This is a genomic window from Pseudoscardovia radai, from assembly GCF_002259605.1.
Lineage (GTDB): Bacteria > Actinomycetota > Actinomycetes > Actinomycetales > Bifidobacteriaceae > Pseudoscardovia > Pseudoscardovia radai.
The window spans coordinates 1-24,637 of the sequence record NZ_MWWR01000001.1; the positions used below are offsets into that span (position 1 = coordinate 1).

Here is a 24,637-nt window from a genome sequence, read left to right on the forward strand (position 1 = left end):
ATAGTGATCCGGTGCCGGCGCACGGGCGCGGCATCGCTCAACGGATAAAAGGTACCCCGGGGATAACAGGCTGATCATTCCCAAGAGTCCATATCGCCGGGATGGTTTGGCACCTCGATGTCGGCTCGTCGCATCCTGGGGCTGGAGCAGGTCCCAAGGGTTCGGCCGTTCGCCGATCAAAGCGGCACGCGAGCTGGGTTCAGAACGTCGTGAGACAGTTTGGTCTCTATCCTCTGCGCTCGTTGGAATCCTGGGGAGCCCTGCCCATAGTACGAGAGGACCTGGGTGGACGAACCTCTGGTATGCCGGTTGTCGCGCCAGCGGCACGGCCGGTTGGCTACGTTCGGTTGGGATAACCGCTGAAAGCATCTAAGCGGGAAGCCCCCTCCGAGATTAGGATTCCTTGACGCCCCTGGGGCGTCGTGAGACCCCTTGAAGAACACGAGGTCGATAGGCCGGTGGTGGACACCCCGCGAGGGGCGGAGCCGACCGGTACTAACGGTCGAACGCATACACACATCAACATCTTCATACTCGCACGTTGGCGGACGACCCCCACCGGGGGCAACGGACGGCAAGCAGCATACTGCGCGACACACGACGAGAACGAAGAATCACCTACGCGTCCCTGTCCGGTCCCCAAACCACGGGAACCCCCGGCCGACACCACCCCCTCGCGGGGCGGGACGGACGGGATAACAGAAGGATTTGCGGCGGCCATGGCCCGGGGGAAACGCCCAGTCTCCATTCCGAACCTGGAAGCTAAGGCCCGGCACGGCGATGGTACTGCACTCGGCAGGGTGTGGGAGAGTAGCACGCCGCCGCTACACAACATGATAAAGGCCGTAGGAGCCACGCTCCTACGGCCTTTTTCCATATTCCCGCTCATATTTACACGCAATGACACACATCAATTCGTCCTACTGATTGGTTTTTGCAGTGTTTTGTGCGTATATGCAGCGGGAGAATCGTACTAAATGAACACTAAGCGCACAAAAACGCACATCAACCCTAGGCCGGGCAGACACCTTAATCGAATTTCTGAGTCAGTCGGCATGCGGTGTGCGATCAGCGGGCGCGCATAGTCTGTGGAAAACGGCGGATACAGGGAAGGAGCCGGCATGCATTACTTCATCCCCAAGCGCTGCCCGTCGTCGAACAAAATCATGTACGCCACCAAGCAGCAGGCGTTGCAGGCCGCGGATCAAAGCGAGCGCGAGCGGGGTACGCATCTGTGGGTGTACCGCTGCGACTACTGCGCGACATGGCATCTGACGCATAATCCGCCGCGCACCGAAGCCATGTATCACCAGGGATATTCCGGCAAGCCCCGGTCGCGCAAACGCGGATACAAGCCTAGGAGGCGCTAACTGCTTCAACGGTGGGTTTGGCTGGTCGATCCGCTGCCAGTGAGACCACTGTTGGTGGGTCGGGTGTTGGGAATGCTGGGTTTTCTTCGCAAGGGTGGGTCTCGCTGGTCGATTCACTGCCAGTGAGACCCACCGTTACGCGAATAGGGGTCTAACGGCGAGGAGAGACGCTAAAACCGGGGGCAGAGAGCAGGCGAAAGGAGTCCGTCGAGGCAAACCGAGGCGTGCCGGCAAACCGAGGCGTGCCGGCCAACGAGGCGTGCAGAAAAGACACGTGCCGAAAAGCCACGGGAAGGACTCAGAAAAGACGAGAAAACGCGCGAAAGACTCGGTCTCCGGAAAACGCCTACGCCTGGTTCTCCGAGGCCTTCTGCGCGGCCTTGGCGGCTTCTTTGCCCGCGGCGACGGCGAAGGCTTTGTCAACCAGCATGCTCGCCACAACCGAGGCGGCGGCTCCGGCGGCTCCTGCGAGGGCGGCGCGGATAATCCGGTTCGGCGCGCTCTGCGCGTTCCAGCCCATGCGCGTCGTGACGGTACGCCAGGATCCCGAGGCGAGCTTGTCGGCGACAAGCGACGCAATCGTGGTGGCACCGAACGCCGCAATATGGTGCGAGAACGCGTTCGGGTCGGACTTCGCTTTGCTTGTGGCGCTGAGAACGGCGTTGTTCGCGGTCGAGATAAGACCCAGAAGATGCTCTTTGTTTTCCATGCGCCCATTCTACGGCGGCGGGCGGCGCGAACGCGGCTGCGACGCGTGTTGGCGGCGGCGGTTTCGCAACGATGACCGGGACGATTGCCAAGACGATGGCATCGTTTGCCCACCGCCCGGAGGTGCAATACAGTGGTGACATGGCAGAAACACATTATGGACGGCTTGTCCTGCTGCGCCACGGACAGACCGCATGGAGCGTGTCCGGGCAGCATACCGGGCGCACCGACATCCCGCTGACGCTGACGGGCGAGGAGCAGGCGAGGGAAGCCGGCGCCCGCCTTCGCGAGAATTTCCCCGATGGATTCATCCCCGAGCATGTTTTCGTTTCCCCACTGCAGCGCGCCCAGTCGACGGCGCGGGGCGCGGGATTCACGAGCTTCCACGTCACCTCGCAGATCGCTGAATGGGATTACGGTCCGGCCGAGGGGCGCACGCGCGAGATGATGGCGCAGGCGCTCGGCGTGCCGTCGTGGAATGTGTGGGACACCGGTCCGCTGGACCTTCCCGAGGATCTTCAGGGCGAGCATAACGAGATGCTGCCCGACGGGACGCCCGTGCATGTGGTGAACGGCCCGGGCGAGTCCGCGGAACAGGCCGCGGCGAGGGCTGGGTCGCTGATCGAGGCGGTGACGCCCGTGCTGCTCGACGGCGATGATGTGCTGTGCGTGGCGCATGCGCATATCCTGCGCCTGCTGACGGCCGTGTGGCTGGGGCAGCCGGCCGATTTCGCGCGCCATCTCGAGCTCGACACCGCCCATTACGCGGTTCTCGGCTTCCATAACGACGAGCACGTGATCCAGGCGTGGAATATGTAATTTCCCGACGATTCCATTTTCCGACGATTCGACGGCCGGCCGCCGTGCACAATGGGTGCGCGACGACCGGCCGTTCGCGTTTCGGGACGCCGGGTTCCCGCCGACGGCGCCGATGATGACGATGCCTCCGCCGATGGCGACGGCGCCATCGTATGCCCGCCTCGGCCCCGCTTGCCTCCCCACCCCCCTGCTTCCGACGCGCTGTACCCGTCGTACGTTCGATACATGCGACACGCCACGACCATCGAACGGACGGGGAAAGCAAAGAATTTTCGAAAAAAGTCACACGGCGTATTCCCTTACGGAATCCACGCATTTGCGACGGTCTGAGCGGCATGGGAGCATCGTTCGCCCGGCATATCGCGCCAGAGAGGCCGGGGAATGCGCGCGGCTCATGCTATCGTAACAAGGGAGAAGATCCTTGCCTTTCAGAGTAGAGAGGCCGGGTGAAGGGAAGACATTATGACGACAATGATCGGAAAGTCGATACGCCGGTGGTGGGCGGTTTTCACGCTGCCTACGTTCCTGGCGTTCATCATCGGTTTCCTCGCGCCGTTCATTCTCGGCGTGTATCTGAGCTTTACCAAGTTCACCACCATCACCAGCGCCAAGTGGGTCGGCGGCCGTAACTACCAGCGCGCCGTTCAGGACCCCGTTTTCTGGCATGCGCTGTGGTACACGACGCTGTTCACGATTGTCACGACAATCGTCATCAACGTCATTGCGTTCGCCATCGCGTACATGTTCACGAAGGCGCTCAAGGGCGCGACCGTGTTCCGCACCGTGTTCTTCATGCCGAACCTCATCGGCGGCATCATCCTGGGCTATGTGTGGCAGCTGCTGCTCAACGGCGTGCTTTCGCACTGGGGCGTCACGCTGACGTATAGCGCCACATACGGCTTCTGGGGCATGGTTATCCTGCTGTGCTGGCAGCAGATCGGCTACATGATGGTTATCTACATCGCCGGCATGCAGGCGCTTCCGAGCGACGTCATGGAGGCCGCCGCCGTCGATGGCGCGTCGGGCCGCCAGACGCTGTTCAACGTCACGATTCCGCTGATGATGCCGTCGATCACGGTGTGCTCGTTCCTCACCGTCACGAACGGCTTCAAGCTCTTCGACCAGAACCTTGCGCTGACCAACGGCGCTCCGAGCAAGATGTCGGAGATGCTCGCGCTCAACATCTACAACACGTTCTACGGACGCCCGGGCTTCGAGGGCGTGGGCCAGGCCAAGGCCGTGATCTTCTTCATCATCGTGGCCGTCATCGCCCTTCTGCAGAACAAGCTCACGACTCGTAAGGAGGTCCAGGCATGATTTTCAGGCCGTATCACAAGGACCAGGGCGACGACAAGCCCGATCAGCAGGACGTCTCCGGCATGTTCGACATCATCGATTCCAAGGGCGAGCACAAGGTCGAGCCGCATACGGATGCCGCGTCCGAGGCCGCGAAGGCCGAGGAAGCCAAGCAGGCCGAGCAGGAGCTGCACAAGCAGCAGATCGCGCATGAGGCGCAGTCCATCAGCTTCGACGCCGCCGAGAAGGCCGGCAAGCCGATTGAGGTGAAGAAGGCTGCGGCGGACGATGCCGTGGACTTCAGCGTTGCGCAGAAGCCGGAGACAGATGATGCCGCCGCCGCTGCGAATGTGGCCGCCGCCGCTGCCGCCGCCGATCCGAAGGCCGCGGCTGCGAAGGCTGCTGCGGAAGCCGCCGCCAAGGAATCCGCCGAGAAGGCCGCCCCGGCCGCCGAGTCCGTGGATTTCTCCGCGGTGCGCAAGCCCGTGCAGGTGCCGCATGCCGCGGCCCCCGTCGCCGCGCATGGTGTGGATTTCTCCGCCGCCCAGAAGCCGCAGGATCCCCAGGGGGCCGCTGGCGCTGCTGGTGCCGCGCCGGTTGCCGGTGCCGCGGTGGCACACGATGCCGCCGCTCCGGTTGCTTCCGCGAAGCCGGTTGCCACTGAGGCGGCGCCTGCCGCGAATACAGCCCGTCATGCCGCTCCGGCTGCCGCAACCCCGACCGCTCCGGCTCCGGCTGCCGCTGAGACTCCGGCCGCCGCAACCCCGGCCCAGCCCGCGCATGCCGCTCCGGCCGTTTCCGAGCCCGCTTCTGCGCCCGCTCCCGTGGCACAGGCCCCGGCCGTGAAGCAGGTCGCCGCGGCTCCGGTCGCCCCGGCCATTCCGGCTCCGGCCGCCGCTCCCGCGATTGCCACGGCGCCGGCAGCATCGTCGGTTGCGTCGTCTGCCCCGGCTGCCGCACAGCAGGCGCCGGCCGCCCCGAAGCCCGTCGTTGTCAACGCCGCCGCGGCTCCCGCAGCCACGCAGACAGCGGCCCCGGCCCAGAACGCGGCCCCGGCCCAGAACGTAGCCCCGGCCCCCGCGGCTCCCGCTGCGGCCGCTCCCGCAACCGCTGCCGTCGCAACCGCGACCGCCACGGCTCCCGCAGTCGTGACCCCGGACAAGAAGCATAAGAAGAACAAGAAGAAAAGCGACGACGAATCGTTCGGCAAGTCCGGTCTCCTGAACCAGGTCAAGCACTCAACGTTCTGGACGGTGTTCTTCGCCATCCTGTCGCTGGCGTGGGTCTATCCGATCTTCCTGGTGTTCTACAACTCCTTCAAGGACAAGGTCTACATCTCCTCGCCGCATACCTTCGAACCGCCGACCTCGGAAAGCTGGGTGGGCATCGAAAACTACACGCGAGGCATCGAGCGCACGAACCTGATTGCCAGCTTCGGCTGGACCGTGTTCATCACGGTCGGCGCCGTGGCGCTGATCCTCGTGTGTACGAGCATGTGCGCGTGGTGGATCGTCAGGGTCAACAACCGGTTCGCCAAGCTCATCTACATGCTGTTCCTCTTCAACATGATCGTTCCGTTCCAGATGGTCATGTATCCGCTGTCGAAGCTCGCGAACATGCTCAGCCTCGACACCCCGTGGGGCCTGTGGATCGTCTACCTTGGCTTCGGCGCCGGCCTGTCGGTGTTCATGTTCACCGGCGTGATCAAGGGCCTGCCCGCCGAGATCGAGGAATCCGCCATGATCGATGGCGCGTCCGTGCCGAAGACCTTCTTCGGCATCGTGTGGCCGATGATGCGCCCGTCCATGGTGTCGGTCGCGATTCTACAGACCATGTGGATCTGGAACGACTACCTGCTTCCGTACCTGATTCTGGACATGAAGAGGTACAAGACGCTGCCCATCGCCGTGCAGTACCTGAAGGGTGGCTACGGCTCGGTCGATATGGGCGCCATGATGGGCTGCCTGGTGCTTGCCATGCTGCCGATCATCATCTTCTACCTCGTCTGCCAGAAGTACATCATCGCCGGCGTGACGGCCGGCGCTGTCAAGGGATGATCTTCACCTGAACCCTTCCCTTCCGACGGGACCCCGCCTTTGGGCGAGGTCCCGTTTTCTATGCGCGGTGTGGCGCGGAGGTTCTGTGTGCGGCGGAAGAAGGTCGGTCCGCAACCCGTCACACTGTTCCCGAATTCCGGCAACGAATCCCAACAATGTGATGGGTTCCGGACAGAAAACACGATTTTCCGTTCCGAAATCGTCGAAAAATGTCCGCAAGCCATCACACTGTTACGGAATTCATAACGGTGTGATGGTTTGCGGATATCTTCGGGCGCGGAGCGGCGGGGCGGGCGGGCGACATGCCCGACACGCCCGGAAATGCGGCGTGGCCCGGGGAATCGTACGATTCGCCCGGCCGCGCAGGCCTGTTGCGAATAGGGGTTTCGGGATCGGTCTTTGCTCTGGGGAGCTTTGGGTCGTGCGAATTTCCGCGAGTGGAATACGCTCGATGCGCCGTGAACGACTATTATGGGAGTCGGGTTTGCAGGAGCGCCAAGAGCGCATGATCCGGTGCAGTGCGCGGTGAGGCCAGGGAGCCGCCGACGCGGACTGATTCGGGTTTGTGCAAATCCGACTTTTGAAGGATAATAGCTGTGCTATGTCGCTTCGGGCAAGGTTGCCTGTGGCGTTTCCGAGAGAGAGGATTCGAAGATGAATCGAAACATCAAGAAAGCCGTCAGCATCGCGGCCGTCGCCGCCATGTCGCTCGCCGGCCTGTCCGCGTGCGGAAGCAAGTCGGGCTCCGGCGGCGATGGCGAGAAGGGCAAGGTCTATTACCTGAACTTCAAGCCGGAAGCGAACGATGCCTGGCAGAAGATCGCGAAGAAGTACACCGAGGAGACGGGCGTCGAGGTCAAGGTCGTCACCGCCGCCTCCAACACCTACGAGTCCACGCTCCGTTCGGAGATCGACAAGGACGAGGCGCCGACCCTGTTCCAGGTCAACGGCCCGGTCGGCCTCGCCACGTGGGAATCGTATTGCGATGACATGAGCGACACCGAGGTCTACAACCAGCTCGTCGACCAGAGCGCCGCCCTGAAGAACTCCGACGGCACCGTCGTCGCCATCCCGTACGTCAACGAGACCTACGGCATCATCTACAACAAGGACCTGCTGAACAAGTACACACAGCTCGACGGCGCCAAGATCTCCTCAGCCGACGACATCAAGTCCTTCGACACTCTGAAGGAAGTCGCCGACGACATCCAGGCCCGCAAGGCCGAGCTTGGCGTGGACGGTGCGTTCACCTCCGCCGGCTTCGATTCGTCCTCCGATTGGCGTTTCAAGACCCATCTGGCGAACATGCCCCTGTACTACGAGTTCAAGGATGACAACGTGACCACGCAGCCGGCCACGATCAAGGGCACCTACCTCGACAACTACAAGCAGATCTTCGACCTGTACATCACGGACTCCACCACGGACCGCACGCAGCTCAGCTCCAAGACCGGTGATGACGCGAACTCCGAGTTCGCCCTCGGCAAGGCTGTGTTCTACCAGAACGGCACCTGGGCATGGACCGATCTGAGCGCCGCCGGCATGAACGCCGACTCCCTCGGCATGATGCCGATTTACATCGGCGTCAAGGGCGAGGAGAAGCAGGGCCTGACCACCGGCTCCGAGAACTACTGGTGCGTCAACACCAACGCCTCCGACGCTGACAAGAAGGCCTCGAAGGACTTCCTCAACTGGATGATCACCAGCGACGAAGGTAAGGCCGCCCTGACCAACGACATGGGCTTCGTGACCCCGTTCAAGTCGATGAGCGATGAGGAGACCAACAACCCGCTGGTCAAGATCGCCAAGGCCGACACCGAGAACCCGGACACCTACTCCGTGTCCTGGAACTTCACGATGATGCCGTCCGACGACTGGAAGAACAACCTCGGCTCCGCGCTCCTCGAGTATGCGCAGGGCACCGGTGACTGGGACAACGTCAAGACCCAGTTCGTCGATGGTTGGGCTTCCGAGTACAACCTCACTCACGAGAGCTGAAACTCGGCGTCCATAACTGAAAATCCATAACTGAAAACCACTATTCGAGCCCCGAGGGATTCCGGAAGGATTCCGACGGGAATCCGCGGAACGCCGACGGGCTCACCTTTTCCCCTTTCTGTTGAAGGCTCGCGGCCGCAAGGTCGCGGGCCTTTTACTATTGCTTGCCGTTGCGTGCGTTCGTTCGAGACCGCGCCGCGCGTAGCATAGGAGGGGTGCGCCGCGCAGATGCGGCGGAAAACGAGAGAAAGGCACGCCATGGGTTCGCTGTTCGAATACGATTCCCCCTTCATGCGCGGCATGGAATGGATCGTCGACGTCATCTGGGTCAACGTGCTGCTCGTCGTCACGTCCCTGCCCGTCGTCACCGTCGGCGCCGCGCAGACCGCCGCGATGGAGTCCCTGCGCCGCATCCGCGAGGGCGAGGGGCATGTGACGCGCATGTATGTGCGGTCCTTCGCGTCGAATTTCGGCCGCGCCACCGCCCTGTGGGCCGTGTTCGGCCCGACCGGCGCCCTCCTGGCGTATTCATGGATCATCCTGCGCATCGACGGTCTGCTCATTCCGAAGATCGCGTTTTCCGCGCTGTGGCTTATCGGCTTCGAATGGGTATGGTACCTGCAGTCACGCTTCGAGAACACCTACGGCGCCACGCTGCGCAACTCGCTGCTGTTCGGCATCTCCTACGCCGGAACCACGCTGTCGCTGATCGCCCTCGACGCGCTCGCCGTGTACGTCGTGTACCTCTCCTATATGTATCTGATCCAGGGGCTGTTCCTGTTGGCGGTGCTGGGGCCGGGCTTCGTGCTGTCGATCCATGTGCCGATCCTCGAGCATACGATGCACGCGAAAATCACCGCAGGTTCCTCCGCGCCGGACGACGACGCGGCCGACAATGCCGCCGACATGCCGAGTGCTGAATAAACTGTGTGCGAATGGCGGGACGCGCCCCGCCGGTCGGGCATGGTGCTGTACGATTCGATATGCGATATCTTCGCCGAATCCGAAACCAGACGAGTGAGGCGGCATACGCCGCATCCAAGCCGTCGCAGTCCATGAGAGGGGTGGTCGAATGCCGAGGCATCTGCAGAGTGCTTTGGACGCCGACTATTCGTATGACTATGCCTCCGACACCGTGCACAGGAAGCACCCGGCGCTCAAGCGCCTCGTGGCCGTGCTCGTCGTCATCGTGCTGCTGGCGCTCGCGGTCGGCGTGGCCGCCACCTATTACTCCTATCGCCGCCTGACGAAGCAGGCGGAGCAGGTCGCGAGCCTCGAACAGGACGCGCTGGCCGCCATGACCGCCGGCGGCAGCGGCTCGCGCGCCGACTACCTCGACGCGCTGAAAACCAACCTTTCCACCGCGCAGGACAAGGCCAACCAGGCCAACGGCATCGTGTCGGGAGACCTCTGGACCTTCTACTCGCATATCTCCGGCTACCGCGACGACGTGGCCACGATGCGCCAGATGGCCGCCACGATGCTCTCCCTGGCGAACGACACGCTGCCCCGGTACACCACGGTGCTCGACGGCATGGAGTCGCAGCAGCTCTACAACGGCGACGGCAGCCTCAACGTCACGCCGATCACCGACGCCTCCACGAATGTCGGCACGCTCAACGCCACGGTGAAGGCCGGCTTCGACCAGATCCTTGCGATGACCCCGCCGCGTGACGCCGCGCTGTTCGAATCGTTTGAGAACATCGTGTCGGGCTTCTCGTCCGTCACCGACCAGCTCTCGACGCTGTCGGGCATGTTCGAGTACCTGCCGAACTTCCTCGCCTCCGACGGCACCGCGCGCACGTATATCATCCTCGCCCAGGCCTCGGGCACGGCGCTCGCGGCCGGCGGCCCCGTCGAGACGATGGGCTGGATGGCCGTGGCGAACGGCGCCTTCACGATGGGCGATTTCTACGCCTCGGAATACTGGATCGCCGACGCGGGCCTGAACGATGTAACCGCCGACGAGAAGAACCTGTTCTCCACGATTTCGGGAATCGATTACGGTTCCTCGGTGTCGACGATTTCCGCGAACCCGAACTTCCCCTCCGTGGCCGACCAGGCCAATGACTTCTGGAAGAACACCGATTTCGCCGGTGGCGGCGGCAGCGCTGACGGCGTCATCTCCTTCGACCCGTATGCGCTGCAGAAGCTCGTGGCGATCACCGGCGACATCACGCTGGACGACGGCACGAAGCTCACGGCGGACGGCACCGCGGAGTTCCTCATGAACGGCATTTACGATTCCGTGGACTCCGATTCCTTCGCCACCTACTATTCGAGCATCGTCACGAAAATCGTGACCGCCGCGTTCAGCGACCTCACGCTGAGCAAGGTGCTGACGCTGTCCGACACACTGGTGGAATGCGCCTCCGGACGACACGCCTACCTGTGGTCCTTCCACGAGGATGACCAGAAGACGCTGCGCGAGACGCGCCTGGCCGGCAACGTGAACACCGACGCGGCGAACCCCGTCGTCGGCATCTACAACGAGCAGAAGCACAACGCCGCCATGGACTGGTACCTGCACCGCATCAGCACCGTGCAGAAAACCGGCGCCAACACATACCACGTCACCTTCGGTCTGAACAACACGCTGGGAAGCGCCGTGGGCATGTCGAGCGCCATCGTCGGCGATTCCAACGACGGCGTGGGCGTGGGCCACCAGCTGCAGCGCATGTTCGTGTACACGCCGGCGGGCGCCACCATCAGCAACCTGACCGTGCAGTCGGGCGCCGAGGTGCAGACCGTGACGGTTAACGCCACGACGGTGTACACCTTCCAGACCGACATCGGCATGGCCGCGACGGATTCCATCGAATTCGACGTGACGTGCACGCCCGGCTCGTCGGATCTGCGGCTCGACCAGACCCCCGACGCGTCAGGACAGTCCGGCATCACCTACGATTACGGCGCCTGACGCGCGGTAATACGCCGTACGGCGCATGCGTGCGATTTGTGCAGTCTCTGTGATGCTTACAAACCCGCCATAACTCCTTCATTATCTTGGAGGGGAAAGAGTTGATAGCGAGAGTGGGTAAGGGCAACGGCATGGCACGCAAAGTCACATCTGGTGTCTCCGGCAGCGCCGATCTGGACACGGGTGAGTTCCCGAGCGTCCGTCGCGCTGCGGCGCGCAAAACCGCCGCCGGAGGCATGACCCTGAGCGATTCGGGGTCGTGGCGTTTCGAGAACACCGATTCCTACCCCTCCTATGCGCCTATCACGATTACCTCGGCCCAGCCGCTTGTCGAAGGAGAGCCGGCGGACGATGCCGAGATCGATCCGGCGTCCCCCGAGGCACGGGCGGCCGACCGCGCCCGCCGCGAGGAGGTGGCGCAGAAGCATCACCGTGATATGGAGGCGCGTGCCGCCGAGTCCGGGGAAGCCAAGGAAAGCAAGGAAGGCAAGGGGGCCCGGAGCACGAAGCCGGCCAAGGAATCCGCCGAAGAACGTGCGGTGCGTCAGGCTTCGCGCCGCGAAATGCACGAGCGCGCCCTGCGCCGCGCCCTGATGGAAACCGTCGGCCCGCATCGTTCCGACAAAGCGTCCCGTTCCTTCGTCGCTTCCGGGGCCGACGTGGCGGGGCGAGCCGCGACGGGTCGGTCGGCGGAGAGCGGCGCAGGGAATCACGATGGACATCATGATGGACATCGCGATGGAAATCGTGGCGCGGACCGTGCCACCAGCGCGCGCGCCGATGTCCGCAACGCCGACCGCACGCCCGATCCCCGTGCATCCGATGACCTCGACCGCCCCGAGCCGTCCGGCGGCGCCATGCTCACCGTGCTGATGTGGATCGCCGTCATCGGCATTATCGTCGCCATGGGCCTGTGGTGGTTCGTGCCGCGCTCCTCTTTCGGCTCCGAGCGCTCGGACCATATGCCTGACTGGTACCGGCGCAATGTGCTGTCTCCCGACTGGTCGTCCATCGCCGTCGAATACATCCCGCTGCTCGTGGGCGTGACCATCGTCATCTTCCTGCTGGCCATCCTGCTGCGCCGCCGCGTGCTCGCCGTTGTGTGCGCCGTGTGCATCGTGGTGCAGCTGGGCTGCGGCATCACGTATTTCGTGACCTCCGGCTCCACGCCGCAGGGAACGGCAAGCCTTGCCGCCACGGCATCCGCGTCCGTGACGGTGCCTGTCGTGGCGCCGCCCGTCGCGCTTTAGCCGCCGGGTGCCCGCCGCGCCATCGTTTCCACGGATTTTCCGAAATTTCGCTATGAGTTGAAGGTGCGGGCTTGCGTTTTCAAACTTGAGTGTAGTAGACTCAAGTTTTGTAAACGGAAGCCAAGCCACGGCATGCGCAACGCCGCCGGTCGCTCGGGTTCCGATAGGACGATAGAGACAGGCCCGCCGCCGAACGGCGCGGGCGAAACGACTGGAGGAAACATATGGGACGTGCAGTTGGAATCGATCTGGGAACCACGAATTCCTGCATTGCCACTCTTGAAGGCGGTCAGCCGACCGTTATCGTGAACGCCGAGGGCGCGCGCACCACGCCGTCGGTTGTTGCGTTCAGCAAGTCCGGCGAGATTCTGGTGGGCGAGGTCGCCAAGCGCCAGGCCGTGACGAACGTCGACCGCACCATCAGCTCCGTGAAGCGCCACATGGGCACCGACTGGACCGTCGACATCGACGGCAAGAAGTGGACCCCGCAGGAGATCTCCGCGCAGATCCTCATGAAGCTTAAGCGCGACGCCGAGGCCTACCTCGGCGAGCCGGTGACGGACGCCGTCATCACCTGCCCGGCGTACTTCAACGATGCCCAGCGCCAGGCCACGAAGGACGCCGGCACCATCGCCGGCCTCAACGTGCTGCGCATCATCAACGAGCCGACGGCCGCGGCTCTCGCCTACGGCCTCGAGAAGGGCAAGGAGGACGAGCGCATCCTCGTCTTCGACCTCGGCGGCGGCACCTTCGATGTGTCCCTGCTGGAGATCGGCAAGGACGACGACGGCTTCTCCACCATTCAGGTGCAGGCCACGAACGGCGACAATCACCTGGGCGGCGACGATTGGGACCAGAAGATCATCGACTGGCTCATCGGCGAGGTCAAGAACAAGTACGGCGTCGACCTGAGCAAGGACAAGATCGCCCTGCAGCGCCTCAAGGAGGCCGCCGAGCAGGCGAAGAAGGAGCTGAGCTCCTCCACGTCCACGAATATCTCGATGCAGTACCTGGCCATGACCCCCGACGGAACGCCGGTGCATCTTGACGAGACGCTGACCCGCGCTCACTTCGAGGAGATGACCTCCGACCTGCTCGACCGCTGCCGCACGCCGTTCAACAACGTGCTGTCCGACGCGAACGTGTCGGTGTCCGACATCGACCACGTGGTGCTCGTCGGCGGTTCCACCCGTATGCCGGCCGTGCAGGAGCTCGTCAAGGAGCTCACGGGCGGCAAGGACCCGAACAAGTCCGTGAACCCGGATGAGGTCGTGGCCGTGGGCGCCGCCGTGCAGTCCGGCGTCATCAAGGGCGACCGCAAGGATGTCCTGCTGATCGACGTCACTCCGCTGTCGCTGGGCATCGAGACCAAGGGCGGCATCATGACCAAGCTCATCGACCGCAACACGGCCATCCCGACCAAGCGTTCCGAGATCTTCTCGACCGCCGAGGACAACCAGCCGAGCGTGCTCATCCAGGTCTACCAGGGCGAGCGTGAGTTCGCGCGCGACAACAAGCCGCTGGGCACCTTCGAACTGAGCGGCATCGCGCCGGCTCCGCGCGGCGTTCCGCAGATCGAGGTCACCTTCGACATCGACGCCAACGGCATCGTGCATGTCTCCGCGAAGGACAAGGGCACCGGCAAGGAGCAGTCCATCACCATCACGGGTGGCTCGGGCCTGAGCAAGGACGAGATCGACCGCATGGTCAAGGAGGCCGAGGCGCACGAGTCCGAGGACAAGCAGCGCCGCGAGGACGCCGAGACCCGCAACCAGGCCGAGGGCTTCGCCTACCAGACGGAGAAGGTTCTTAACGACAACAAGGACAAGCTCTCCGACGATGTGGTGAAGGAGGTCTCCGGCAAGGTGGAGGCCCTGAAGACCGCGCTCAAGGGCGAGGATATCGCCGCCATCAAGAAGGCCCAGGAGGAGCTCATGACCTCCGCGCAGAAGATCGGCGAGGCCCTGTACAAGCAGGGCGACGCCTCCGCTGCCGCGGGTGCCGCAGGCGCCGCGGGCGCGGCCTCCGGCTCGACCGGCTCGTCCGATGACGATGTTGTGGACGCCGAGGTGGTGGACGACGACGACAAGAAGGACGGCGAGTGATGCCGGACTTCGACAAGGATGACTACCTGACGGGCATGGACGACGCGGATAAGCTGGCGGGCAATCCGCCGGCGGGTTCCGATGCCGCCCAGGCCCCGGCCGGAGGCGCCGCCCCGGCTGCTGCTGCGGGTGCCGATGGTGATGCCGCGAAGACTGACGATGGTGCTGCCAAGGCCGGTGCTGCGAACGCCGGCGCCGCTGCGAAGGCGGACGATTCCGCTGCCGCTGGTGCCGCGAAAGCCGACGATTCCGCCGCCGATACGAACGCCGACGGAAGCCTGACCCCGCTGGGGCAGGCCAAGAAGGAGGCGGCCGACTACCTCGAGGCCCTGCAGCGTGAGCGCGCGGAGTTCGTGAACTACCGCAACCGCATGGTCAAGGAGCAGGAGAGGTACCGCCAGCACGGCATCATCGACGTGCTCACCGCACTGCTTCCCGCCCTCGACGACATCGACCGCATCCGCGAGCATGACGACATGAGCGATTCGTTCAAGGCCGTCGCCGCGAAAATCGACAAGGCCTTCGACAAATTCGGCGTCGAGAAATTCGGCGAGAAAGGCGAGGCCTTCGATCCGACCAAGCACGAGGCCGTCCTGCACAAGCCGGATAACAGCGTCACGGTGGAAACCGTCGACACCGTTGTCGAGGCGGGATACCGCATCGGCGATCGCGTGATCAGGGCGGCGCGCGTCGTCGTCGCGGCTCCGGCCCCCGACGCCCAGTAGGCCTGGGGAATCCAAGGTCTGCCAAGGCGCCTCGGCGGGAGAATCCGCAGTTGTTTCGGGCCGGGCATGTGACGGATGTCGCATGCCCGGCTCTGTCGACGCACCGGTGCGCAGACACCGGTGCCTATACTTCGACACGCCGCGGAAACGAGGCGTGTCGTACCTACAACAAACGTCACCTTAAGGTCAAGGTCTCGCGGCGGGGCGATGCCGTGCGGAAGGAACCGCGCGGCCCCGGCCGCGGGACACGCCATACGGCTATGCCATGAGATAGCTAGCTATGCCACGAGATAGAGGAGGGAGTGGATATGGCCGAGCAGGATTGGCTCAACAAGGATTTTTATGCTGTCCTCGGCGTCAGCAAGGACGCCAGCGACTCCGATATCACCAAGGCATATCGTAAACTGGCGCGCAAATACCATCCTGATCTGAACAAAACGCCCGAGGCCGAGGAGAAGTTCAAGGAGATCTCCGAGGCATACGATGTTCTCAGCGACAAGGACCAGCGCCAGAAATACGACGCCATCAGGTCCCTGGGCGCAGGCGGTGCGCGCTTCGCCGGCGGCTCCGGCGGCTCCTTCGACGCGGGCCAGTTCTCCGACATGTTCGGCTCGATGTTCGGCAACGGCGGCGGCAGCCGCACCTATACGTACAGCACGGGCTCGGGAGGGCCTGACCTTTCCGACCTGTTCGGAAGCATGTTCTCGGGCGGTTCCCGCGGCTCGACGGGCTTCGGCTCGTCGTTCCCGCGCGAAGGCAAGGACCGTACCGCGAATATCACGCTGACGCTGCACCAGGCCGTCAAAGGCGCCACCGTGAACATCCGCGAGGGCGGGCTGTCGTTCAAGACGCGCATCCCCGCGGGCGTGCACGACGGCCAGCGCATCCGCATTCCTGGCAAGGGCGAGGCCGGCCAGAACGGCGGCACCCCCGGCGACCTGTACATCACGATCGCCGTCAAGCCCGACCCGACCGGGCGCTTCACGCAGGACGGCGACGACCTCGTGCTCAAGCTGCCCGTCACCATTGGCGAGGCCACCTTCGGCTCCACCGTGGAGGCGCACGATTTCGACGGCAAGTCGTTCAAGATCAAGATTCCGGCGGGATCCGCCAGCGGCAGGAAGCTGCGTGTGCGCGGCCGCGGCGTGGACGACGGCCGCACCAAGGGCGACCTCATCGTGGTGCTCGACGTGCAGCTGCCCGACGGCCTCAACGCTGACCAGGAGAAGGCGCTGCATGCCTTTGACAAGGCAAGCGGTGACTTCAACAGGCATATAGCCGACCTGCGTCGCGGAGGCGCGGCATGACCTCCCGAGTGGACCGCCAGATCAAGAAGGCCTATCTCGTCGCAGCCGTGGCGCTGGTGGAGGACCGCGTGTCGCTCGAGCAGATGGACGCGGCCGGTCTGAACGTGGAACGTCCGATTTTCACGGTCGGGCAGGCCGCCGAAATCGCCGGCATCCATCCGCAGACGCTGCGCCAGTATGACAGGCTCGACCTCATCGTGCCGCAGCGCACCCCTGGAGGCGCGCGCCGCTATTCGCTGCGCGACATCGACCGGCTCAACCAGGCGCAGCATCTGGCGCAGGACGAATCCATCAACCTCGCCGGCATCGCGCGCATCCTCGAGCTCAGCGAGGAGAACCGCCAGCTGCGCCGCCAGATCGAGCGCCTCAAGCGTGGCGCCGACTCGATTTTCGCAGCCGCCGTCGATGGCGAGGTGGTGGAGATCAGGCGCTCGCGGCGTGTGAAATCGTGGAGGAAGCCGCTGTTCAAGCCGCTGCAGCTGACGGCGACGGTGGAGGCTTTCGATGATGATGACGACGATGAGTCCGACGATGGTGCCGGCGGTGACCGTGCCGCCGGAGGTCGTGCCGGTCGGCGCTGATGGCATTCGGCACGACACGCCCGGAGCGAAAGCTCCGGGCTTTTTTATGCACATCTCGAACGAATTTGTACCGTTCGTGCACACAAGGGTGGGGTAGTGTGCACGAAAATAGGACGCTTTCCGACTGTCGGGGAGACGCCGTGCTTCGATGTATCGAACATCAGCGGAGGATTGGCGGTGGCGTTGCGCCGGTCTGCGCGCGGCACGCCGCATGTTCGAGGCGTGCCGCGCGGCGGCGGGTGGTGTTCGGAGGATATCGAACGCCATCGGGCGATGTTCGCCGGAGGTTGCCGTCGGCAGGGGAGCGGGCGGGAGACATGTCGCCGTGGCGGAGTGGGCAAATCGTTGGCAAACCTTGCGTTTGCCGTCACGCAATGCCTGTGCCGTATTCATTTTTCCGTAGTATCCTTGTACATGGCTTTTGATGCCCGACGAAGGGTGTCAGAAGATAAGCGCCGCCCGCGAAGCCATGACGGATCCGCGGCCGGTGTTTCCTACGGTCGCCGTGACCGAACGTCGATACACAGGTCATCGATGCCACCAGTGGGTTCCGGGCTCTGCCGCCTGGAGCCGCGCCGATGGCCCCGAGGCTTGTTTCGTCGTCCCTAGCGCCGGCCGCGGACCCATAAACCAGAAACCAGAGATCACAATTATCCATTCCTCCTGAAAGGATTCGCAATGGAAGGGAAGAGTTGGCGAGCGAACCTCGCCACGAAGGCCGTGGGTATTCTCGCGGCGGTCGCCACGCTCGTGACCGGCGGTGTCATCTCCGCCGCCACCACGGCGCAGACCGCGTCGGCGAGCACGGTCCTGACCACCAGCCGTGACGCCACGCTGGGCAACGCCTCCTTCGAGGCCGCGCGCGAGCAGTATGGCCTCACCGAGGAGATGAAGGATGGCAACACCCTTCACGCCTGGATGTGGTCGTTCAACACCATCAAGAACAACATGGCCGACATCGCGGCCGCCGGTTACACCTCGATCCAGACCGAGCCCGTTCTCAAGTGCAAGCAGAACACGGCCAACGGCATGAAGTTCGCCGATAACTGGTGGTACGTGTACCAGCCGATCAACAACGATTCGATCGGTAACTTCGTCGTCGGCTCCGAAGACGATTTCAAGGCGATGACCGCCGAGGCCCATAAGTACGGCGTGCGCATCATCGTCGACGTCGTGGCCAACCACATGACCTCCGACTGGGATGCCATCGAGTCCGGCCGTTGGAAGGACAAGAGCCTGTACCATGGCGGCGGTGACAGCTATAAGATCCAGAACAATGAGTGGGGCGACCGCTACAAGATCACTCACAAGGCCCTCCTCGGCCTGTGGGATATCAACTCCAACGACACCAGGCCGGGCGAGTACATGCAGGAGACCCTGCGCAAGCTCGTGGCCGACGGCGCCGACGGCTTCCGCTACGATGCGGCCAAGCACATCGAGCTTCCGGGCGAGTTCTCTTCGGATTCCAACGGCTCCCCGTACTGGACGCAGATCCTTGATAACGGCGCGCAGTACCAGTACGGCGAGGTGCTCCAGGATTCCATCTCCCGTGACGCCGATTACGCGGCGCTGTTCAACAAGTACTCGAGCGACGGCGGCGGCGTGACCGCCTCCGGCTATGGATACACCGTCCGTACCGCCATCACGAGCGGAAACATGCGCGCCTCCGACCTGCAGAGCTACGCCGATCCGGCCGACCCGGACAGCGTGGTCCTCTGGGTGGAGTCGCATGATAACTACTCGAACGAGGACAAGCTGTCCGTGCCCATCACCGACGACCAGCTCAAGCTGGGCTGGGCCATCGTCGGCTCCCGTGCCGAGGGCATGGCGCTGTTCTTCGACCGCCCGGCCGGCTCCGGTGGCAGCAACGCGCAGTTTACCGAGCAGACCAAGCTCGGTGACAAGGGCTCGGACCTGTACAAGTCCGCCGAGGTCGCCGCGGTCAACCACTTCAAGAACCAGATGGACGGCAACGTCGAGTACCTGCATAACTGCGGAACGAACGCCGACAACTCGAAGTGCCTGATGATCGACCGCTACCTCAACGACAGCAATAGCCAGAACGACGGCACCGTCGTGGTGAACTCCTCCGGCGACTACAGCCTGTCCGGAACCACGGTCAAGCTCGACGACGGCACGTACACCGACGAGGTCCACTCCGGCAACACCATCACGGTCAAGGGTGGCAAGATCACCTCCGGCACCGCGAAGAACGGCGTCAACGTGTTCTACAACCGCGGCGGTTCCGTGTCCAAGCACGGCTCCGTGAGCGCGTCCCCGACCGACTCCTCCTTCAAGACCGACACCTATACCATCAACCTGTACGCCAAGAACGCCAAGGACCTGAAGTACACCACCTCCGAGGGTGACTCCGGCACCTTCGCCAACGGCGACAAGATCATCATCGGCAGCAGCACCGATGCCGGCGACACCATCACGGTGACACTGACCGGTACCGACACCACCGAAGACAACGCAGGCCAGCCGCTGAAGGCCACCTACACCTATACCAAGCTGGAGAAGGGCAGCCAGCAGCTGTCGAGCCATTACTCGACGAACGCGGCGGGCTTCGGCAAGAAGAAGACCATCACGATCGACGGCGACCTCTCCGACTGGGATTCCTCGATGAAGATCGCTCAGGGTGCCGCCAACGACGACCCGCGTGTCTACCGCGAGAATTCCATGTGGGAGGTTCCGATCGATCTCTATGCGCTCTACGGCGCCTACGATGACAACAACCTCTACCTCATGTGGGAGTACACCAACGTCCAGGACGCCGTGGACCCCGGCGACGACTACCCGCTGAGTCAGGGCGTTCTGTACAAGACCCAGAACCTCTCTCAGTGGATCGCCGTCAACACCGGCAACTCCGACAAGATCGGTAACGGCGCCGGCCTCAAGACCGGCGGCACGGTGTGGGACAACGGCATCACCTACACCCAGGACACGAACCGCCTCATCGAGATGTCGACGAACGGTTCGAACGGCCCGTGGGTGTACAGCGGCGACTCCACCGGCCTCGACTCCAACGCCATGTACGGTCCCGGCGCCAACGCCACGACCAATACGAAGAAGTCCGGCATCACCATGAAGTATGGCCTCGGCATCCTCGAGAGCTCCGTCATCGGCATCGACGGCGCTTGGGGAACTACTGGCAACCCGGCCCGTAAGGTCGGCGACGTCTCCTCCGACAGTTCCAATTGGGTTGACTTCAACACCAAGGGCCACAACTCCTCTACGATGGACTTCCATTACGAGATCGCCATCCCGCTTTCCGAGCTGGGCATGGACTCAGGCTCGGTCGCGACGAACGGTGTCTCCGTGCAGGTCATCGGCACCATGGGTCTGTCCGGCATGGACTCCCTGCCGTACGATCTGGCCGAGAACGACAACGCCGACCAGCCCGACACCAAGTCCCAGGCCCTCAACTCCTACGAGAAGTCCGACAAGGACGAGATGAGCGCGGCATACGCGTGCATCGGCTCCTGCCCGAACACCGTGCACGTCGACCCCGAGACCGTGACGATCTCCGGCTCCGACGTGTCCAACGGCACCGTGTCCCGCGACATCTCGAGCGGCGACGTGACCACCCAGCTCAAGGCGAAGGTGGGCCCGACCGGCGCCAGCCAGTCCGTGACCTGGAGCTCCTCCGACGAGTCCGTGGCGACCGTGGACTCCAAGGGTCTCGTGACGATGCTCAAGGCCGGCACGGCCACGATCATCGCCAAGACCCCCAACGGCAAGTCCGCGTCGGTGACCGTTACGGTGACCGGCAAGATCACCCCGGTGGATTCGATCACGGTGTCTCCGTCCTCGCTTGACCTCATGAAGGGCGATACGTCGCAGCTCACCGCCACCATCAACCCGACCAACGCCACGGTGAAGACCGTGACCTGGAGCTCCTCGGACGACACCATCGCCTCCGTCGACTCCACGGGTAAGGTGACCGCCAAGAAGGCCGGCTCCGCCACCATCACCGCCAGCGCGGGCGGCAAGTCCGCCAGCGTCACGGTGACCGTGACGAAGTCCACGAACGACGTCATCTATGTGACGAAGCCGAGTGGCTGGTCCACGGTGTACGCGTATGTGTACACGGGTTCCGGCACCTCCGCGGCGTCGAACGCGAAGTGGCCTGGCGTGGCTCTGACCCAGATGACGGCCGACGATAATTGCGCCAAGTCGGGTACCTATATGTATGAGGTTCCTGACGATCTGGCGTCGGGCGCGAAGGTGATTCTCAGCGATAACGGCAGCGGCACGAACCGTTACCCGGCCGATATGGTTCCGGGCATGGATTACAACGGCGGCCCTGTGAGCTGGACGAGCGGCTCCACGAGCCTGTCCGACGTGACCTGCACGGCCCCGACGGTTCCGGTGACCGGTGTGACGATCTCCAAGACGTCTCTGGAGCTGACGGAGGGCCAGAACGGCACCCTGACGGCTTCGGTGACCCCGAGCAACGCGACCGACAAGACGATTACGTGGTCGTCTTCGGATGATTCCGTGGCGACGGTGAACGGCGGCATTGTGACGGCTGTGAAGGCCGGCACCGCCACGATCACCGCGACGTCGTCGAACGGCAAGTCCGCCACCTGCACTGTGACCGTCAAGGCCAAGACGCCGGAGAGGATCGACGTGACCGGCGTGACGATCTCCACGGATTCCCTGAAGCTTGTCGAGGGCCAGAACGGTACGCTGACGGCTTCGGTGGCTCCGAGCAACGCGACCGATAAGACGATTACGTGGGAGAGCTCCGACGATTCCGTGGCGACGGTGAACGGCGGCATTGTGACGGCTGTGAAGGCCGGCACCGCCACGATCACCGCGACGTCGTCGAACGGCAAGACCGCCACCTGCACCGTCACCGTGACGCCTGCCTCCGTCGAGCCCACCGCCGTGACCGTGACCCCGGCGACGAATAACGTCACCGTCGGTTCCGCCACGCAGCTGATCGCCACGCTCACCCCGAGCAACGCGACCACCACCCTGACGTGGAAGTCCTCCGATCCGTCCGTGATCAGAGTGGACTCCAACGGTCTTGTAATCGCCGTCGGCAAGGGTACGGCCCAGGTGATTGCGGAGACCGCGAACGACAAGTATGCCTTCGTGAAGTTCAACGTCTCCGACGCGCAGCAGAACGTCGCGGTCCAGAGCGTGACCCTCCCGAGCGAGACGAACGCCATGTACACGGGCGACACGCTCCAGCTGTCCGCCACGGTTCTCCCGCAGAACGCCACCGATAAGTCGCTGACGTGGAAGTCCTACGACGAGAACGTCGTGTCCGTCGACCAGAACGGTCTGCTGACCGCCAAGGCCGAGGGCCAGACCGTCGTCACGGTGACGTCCAACTCCGACCAGACCAAGTACGCGTACACGACGGTGAACGTCACGAACAAACCGTCCACGGTCGTCGATCCGACGGGTGTGACGCTTGATCGCTCGTCGCTCGACCTCACGGTCGGCGGCGCGGCGACGCTGACCGCGACGGTTGCCCCGAGCAACGCTACGAACAAGACCGTCACCTGGTCTTCGACGAACCCGGCCGTCGCCACTGTGTCCAACGGTGTTGTGACGGCTCGCGCCCAGGGTCAGGCCACCATCATCGTTACGACGGCCAATGGCAAGACGGCTTCCGCCACGGTGAACGTGGCTGCCTCGCAGGTGACCGTTGATCCGACCGGCGTGACGCTTGACAAGGCGAGCATGTCCCTGACCGCAGGTGATACGGCGACGCTGACCGCCACCGTGTCTCCGAGCAACGCCACGAACAAGGCCGTCACCTGGAAGTCCAACAGCCCGTCGGTGGCTGTGGTCGACCAGAACGGTACTGTGACGGCTCTCAAGGACGGCACCGCCCTCATCACCGTCACCACGGCGAACAACCTTTCCGCGACGTGCTATGTCTCGGTGAAGCCCGCTGCGGTGGAGGTCACGGGTGTGTCCGTGAGCCCGAGGAACACGACGATCACCGTCGGCGACTCCGCGGCCCTCACGGCTGCGGTGTCCCCGTCCAATGCCACGAACAAGTCCGTGACGTGGAAGAGCAGCAACCCGTCCGTCGCCACGGTTGACGCGAACGGCGTCGTGACCGGTCTCACCACCGGTACCGCCATCATTACCGCCACGACGTCGAACGGCAAGACGGATAGCGTCGCAGTCACGGTTATCCCTGTGAGCCAGAACAAGCCGGTCACCGGCGTGTCCATCAGCCCGAGCAACCCGACCGTGACCGTCGGTGGCACCACCACGCTGACCGCCAACATCACCCCGTCCGACGCCACGAACAAGACCGTGACCTGGACCAGCGGCAACCCGTCCGTCGCCACCGTGAACAACGGCGTCGTGACCGGTGTCTCCGCCGGCACCTCCACCATCTATGCCACTGCGTCGAACGGTGTGAAGGATCAGGTGACCGTGACGGTGAATGCCGCCACGGTTCCGGTGCAGTCGATCTCCGTCAACCCGTCCCAGCTGACGCTCACCGTTGGTGAGAAGCAGCAGGTGACCGCGACGGTGTATCCGGCAAACGCCACCGACCAGACGCTCAACTGGGTTTCCAGCAAGTCCACCGTCGCCTCGGTCGGCCAGGACGGTACGATCACGGCCCTCTCCGCCGGTGATGCGACCATCACGGTCTACAACATCGCCAGCGGCACGATTGCGTCCGTGTCCGTGACCGTGAATCCGGCCCAGGGCGTCAAGATGGAGCGTCTGTACAACCCGAATTCGGGCGAGCACCTCTTCTCGAAGGACCAGAACGAGATCAGGATTCTCACCAGGATCGGTTGGACGGACGAGGGCGAGGCCTGGACGGCTCCGACGACGGGCACCCCGGTGTACCGCCTGTACAATCCGAACACCGGCGAGCATCATTACACGCTCAATAATGCCGAGGTCAAGGGGCTGACGGATGCCGGCTGGACGAACGAGGGCATTGGCTGGTACTCGGCGCCTGAGTCGACCGGCATTCCGGTGTACCGCGTGTACAACCCGAACGCCGCTCAGTTCTCGCACCACTACACGACCAACCAGCAGGAGATGCTGGACCTCGTTAGCAAGGGCTGGAACTACGAGGGCATCGGCTGGTACGGCGTGAAGGAGTAGTCGATTCCGCTCCGGCCCGTATGGGCCGGGCGGTGATCGGTCGCTTCGGCTGATGCCTCTGGCGGGCGTCGTGAGCTTCCTCCGGGAAGCCCGCGGCGCCCGCTTTCGTATTCCGGTGGATCGTGCGGGGAAGGCGGCGCGCGCCATCGTGCCCGCGCCATCGTTTCCGCCCCGCCATCGTCTTCGCCATCGTGTTTCCGCCTTTTCGAACGCCTGCCTCGAACCCTTCCGCCGCACCACCCCTCGAACGCCTCTCGAAAACCGCCGGAAGGCTTGCAATCACGGGAGTTGGACTATAGGCCCACATTGGGTAAAATGGATACGCTTATGGCTTCCGGGAGTCCAACGGAGTGAATGGATTCCCTCGAACGGATCGCAGTCGCCGTCCCCGACCTCA

The 24,637-nt window shown here is 63.7% G+C and carries 14 protein-coding genes and 2 rRNA genes; 15 read left to right on the forward strand and 1 reads right to left on the reverse strand.

The window, feature by feature from the left end; genetic code table 11:
- From PSRA_RS00005 to PSRA_RS00015, 3 genes are all read left to right on the forward strand, one after another.
- Window positions 1-519 (forward strand): 23S ribosomal RNA (locus tag PSRA_RS00005); the annotation flags it as partial.
- Window positions 520-709: 190 nt separating this feature from the next.
- A 5S ribosomal RNA gene (gene rrf, locus PSRA_RS00010) occupies window positions 710-827 on the forward strand.
- 294 nt (window positions 828-1,121) lie between these two features.
- On the forward strand, window positions 1,122-1,370 hold the full coding sequence (locus PSRA_RS00015) for a hypothetical protein (RefSeq protein WP_094659824.1): 249 nt from the start codon (window positions 1,122-1,124) through the stop codon (window positions 1,368-1,370).
- A 346-nt stretch (window positions 1,371-1,716) separates the two neighbouring features.
- Here the strand turns inward: PSRA_RS00015 and PSRA_RS00020 are convergent, their stop codons facing one another.
- A complete protein-coding gene (locus PSRA_RS00020; protein WP_094659825.1) occupies window positions 1,717-2,079 on the reverse strand; it encodes a hypothetical protein in 363 nt (120 codons plus the stop codon).
- Between the two features lie 140 nt (window positions 2,080-2,219).
- Here PSRA_RS00020 and PSRA_RS00025 point away from each other — a divergent pair, with 140 nt between their 5' ends.
- The 12 genes from PSRA_RS00025 to PSRA_RS00080 all read left to right on the forward strand — a co-directional run bounded on the left by PSRA_RS00025 (window position 2,220) and on the right by PSRA_RS00080 (window position 24,240).
- Window positions 2,220-2,897 carry a histidine phosphatase family protein gene (locus tag PSRA_RS00025; RefSeq protein WP_094659826.1) on the forward strand — a complete coding sequence of 226 codons (678 nt, stop codon included), beginning with the start codon at window positions 2,220-2,222 and terminating at the stop codon, window positions 2,895-2,897.
- Window positions 2,898-3,359: 462 nt separating this feature from the next.
- Window positions 3,360-4,214, forward strand: coding sequence for a carbohydrate ABC transporter permease (locus PSRA_RS00030; protein WP_094659827.1), 855 nt, complete (start codon window positions 3,360-3,362; stop codon window positions 4,212-4,214).
- A gap of 1,199 nt (window positions 4,215-5,413) precedes the next feature.
- On the forward strand, window positions 5,414-6,250 hold the full coding sequence (locus PSRA_RS09510) for a carbohydrate ABC transporter permease (protein WP_143516274.1): 837 nt from the start codon (window positions 5,414-5,416) through the stop codon (window positions 6,248-6,250).
- A 654-nt stretch (window positions 6,251-6,904) separates the two neighbouring features.
- Window positions 6,905-8,248, forward strand: a complete 1,344-nt coding sequence (locus PSRA_RS00040; RefSeq protein ID WP_094659828.1) for an ABC transporter substrate-binding protein — start codon at window positions 6,905-6,907, stop codon at window positions 8,246-8,248.
- Between the two features lie 258 nt (window positions 8,249-8,506).
- Complete coding sequence (locus PSRA_RS00045) at window positions 8,507-9,172, forward strand: YesL family protein (protein WP_094659829.1); 666 nt, start codon at window positions 8,507-8,509, stop codon at window positions 9,170-9,172.
- Window positions 9,173-9,320: 148 nt separating this feature from the next.
- Window positions 9,321-11,168, forward strand: coding sequence for a DUF4012 domain-containing protein (locus tag PSRA_RS00050; RefSeq protein WP_094659830.1), 1,848 nt, complete (start codon window positions 9,321-9,323; stop codon window positions 11,166-11,168).
- A 131-nt stretch (window positions 11,169-11,299) separates the two neighbouring features.
- Window positions 11,300-12,418 carry a hypothetical protein gene (locus PSRA_RS00055; protein WP_094659831.1) on the forward strand — a complete coding sequence of 373 codons (1,119 nt, stop codon included), beginning with the start codon at window positions 11,300-11,302 and terminating at the stop codon, window positions 12,416-12,418.
- A gap of 224 nt (window positions 12,419-12,642) precedes the next feature.
- Window positions 12,643-14,523 carry a molecular chaperone DnaK gene (gene dnaK / locus PSRA_RS00060; protein ID WP_094659832.1) on the forward strand — a complete coding sequence of 627 codons (1,881 nt, stop codon included), beginning with the start codon at window positions 12,643-12,645 and terminating at the stop codon, window positions 14,521-14,523.
- Window positions 14,523-15,248, forward strand: coding sequence for a nucleotide exchange factor GrpE (gene grpE, locus PSRA_RS00065; RefSeq protein ID WP_094659833.1), 726 nt, complete (start codon window positions 14,523-14,525; stop codon window positions 15,246-15,248). Before dnaK ends, grpE begins: the two co-directional genes overlap by 1 nt.
- A gap of 308 nt (window positions 15,249-15,556) precedes the next feature.
- Window positions 15,557-16,555: a DnaJ C-terminal domain-containing protein gene (locus PSRA_RS00070; RefSeq protein WP_094659834.1), complete on the forward strand. Its 999-nt coding sequence runs from the start codon at window positions 15,557-15,559 to the stop codon at window positions 16,553-16,555.
- Window positions 16,552-17,136 carry a heat shock protein transcriptional repressor HspR gene (locus PSRA_RS00075; protein WP_094659835.1) on the forward strand — a complete coding sequence of 195 codons (585 nt, stop codon included), beginning with the start codon at window positions 16,552-16,554 and terminating at the stop codon, window positions 17,134-17,136. The genes PSRA_RS00070 and PSRA_RS00075 overlap by 4 nt, the downstream gene beginning before the upstream one ends.
- Before the next feature lie 678 nt (window positions 17,137-17,814).
- On the forward strand, window positions 17,815-24,240 hold the full coding sequence (locus tag PSRA_RS00080; protein ID WP_094659836.1) for an Ig-like domain-containing protein: 6,426 nt from the start codon (window positions 17,815-17,817) through the stop codon (window positions 24,238-24,240).
- Window positions 24,241-24,637: the final 397 nt, after the last annotated feature.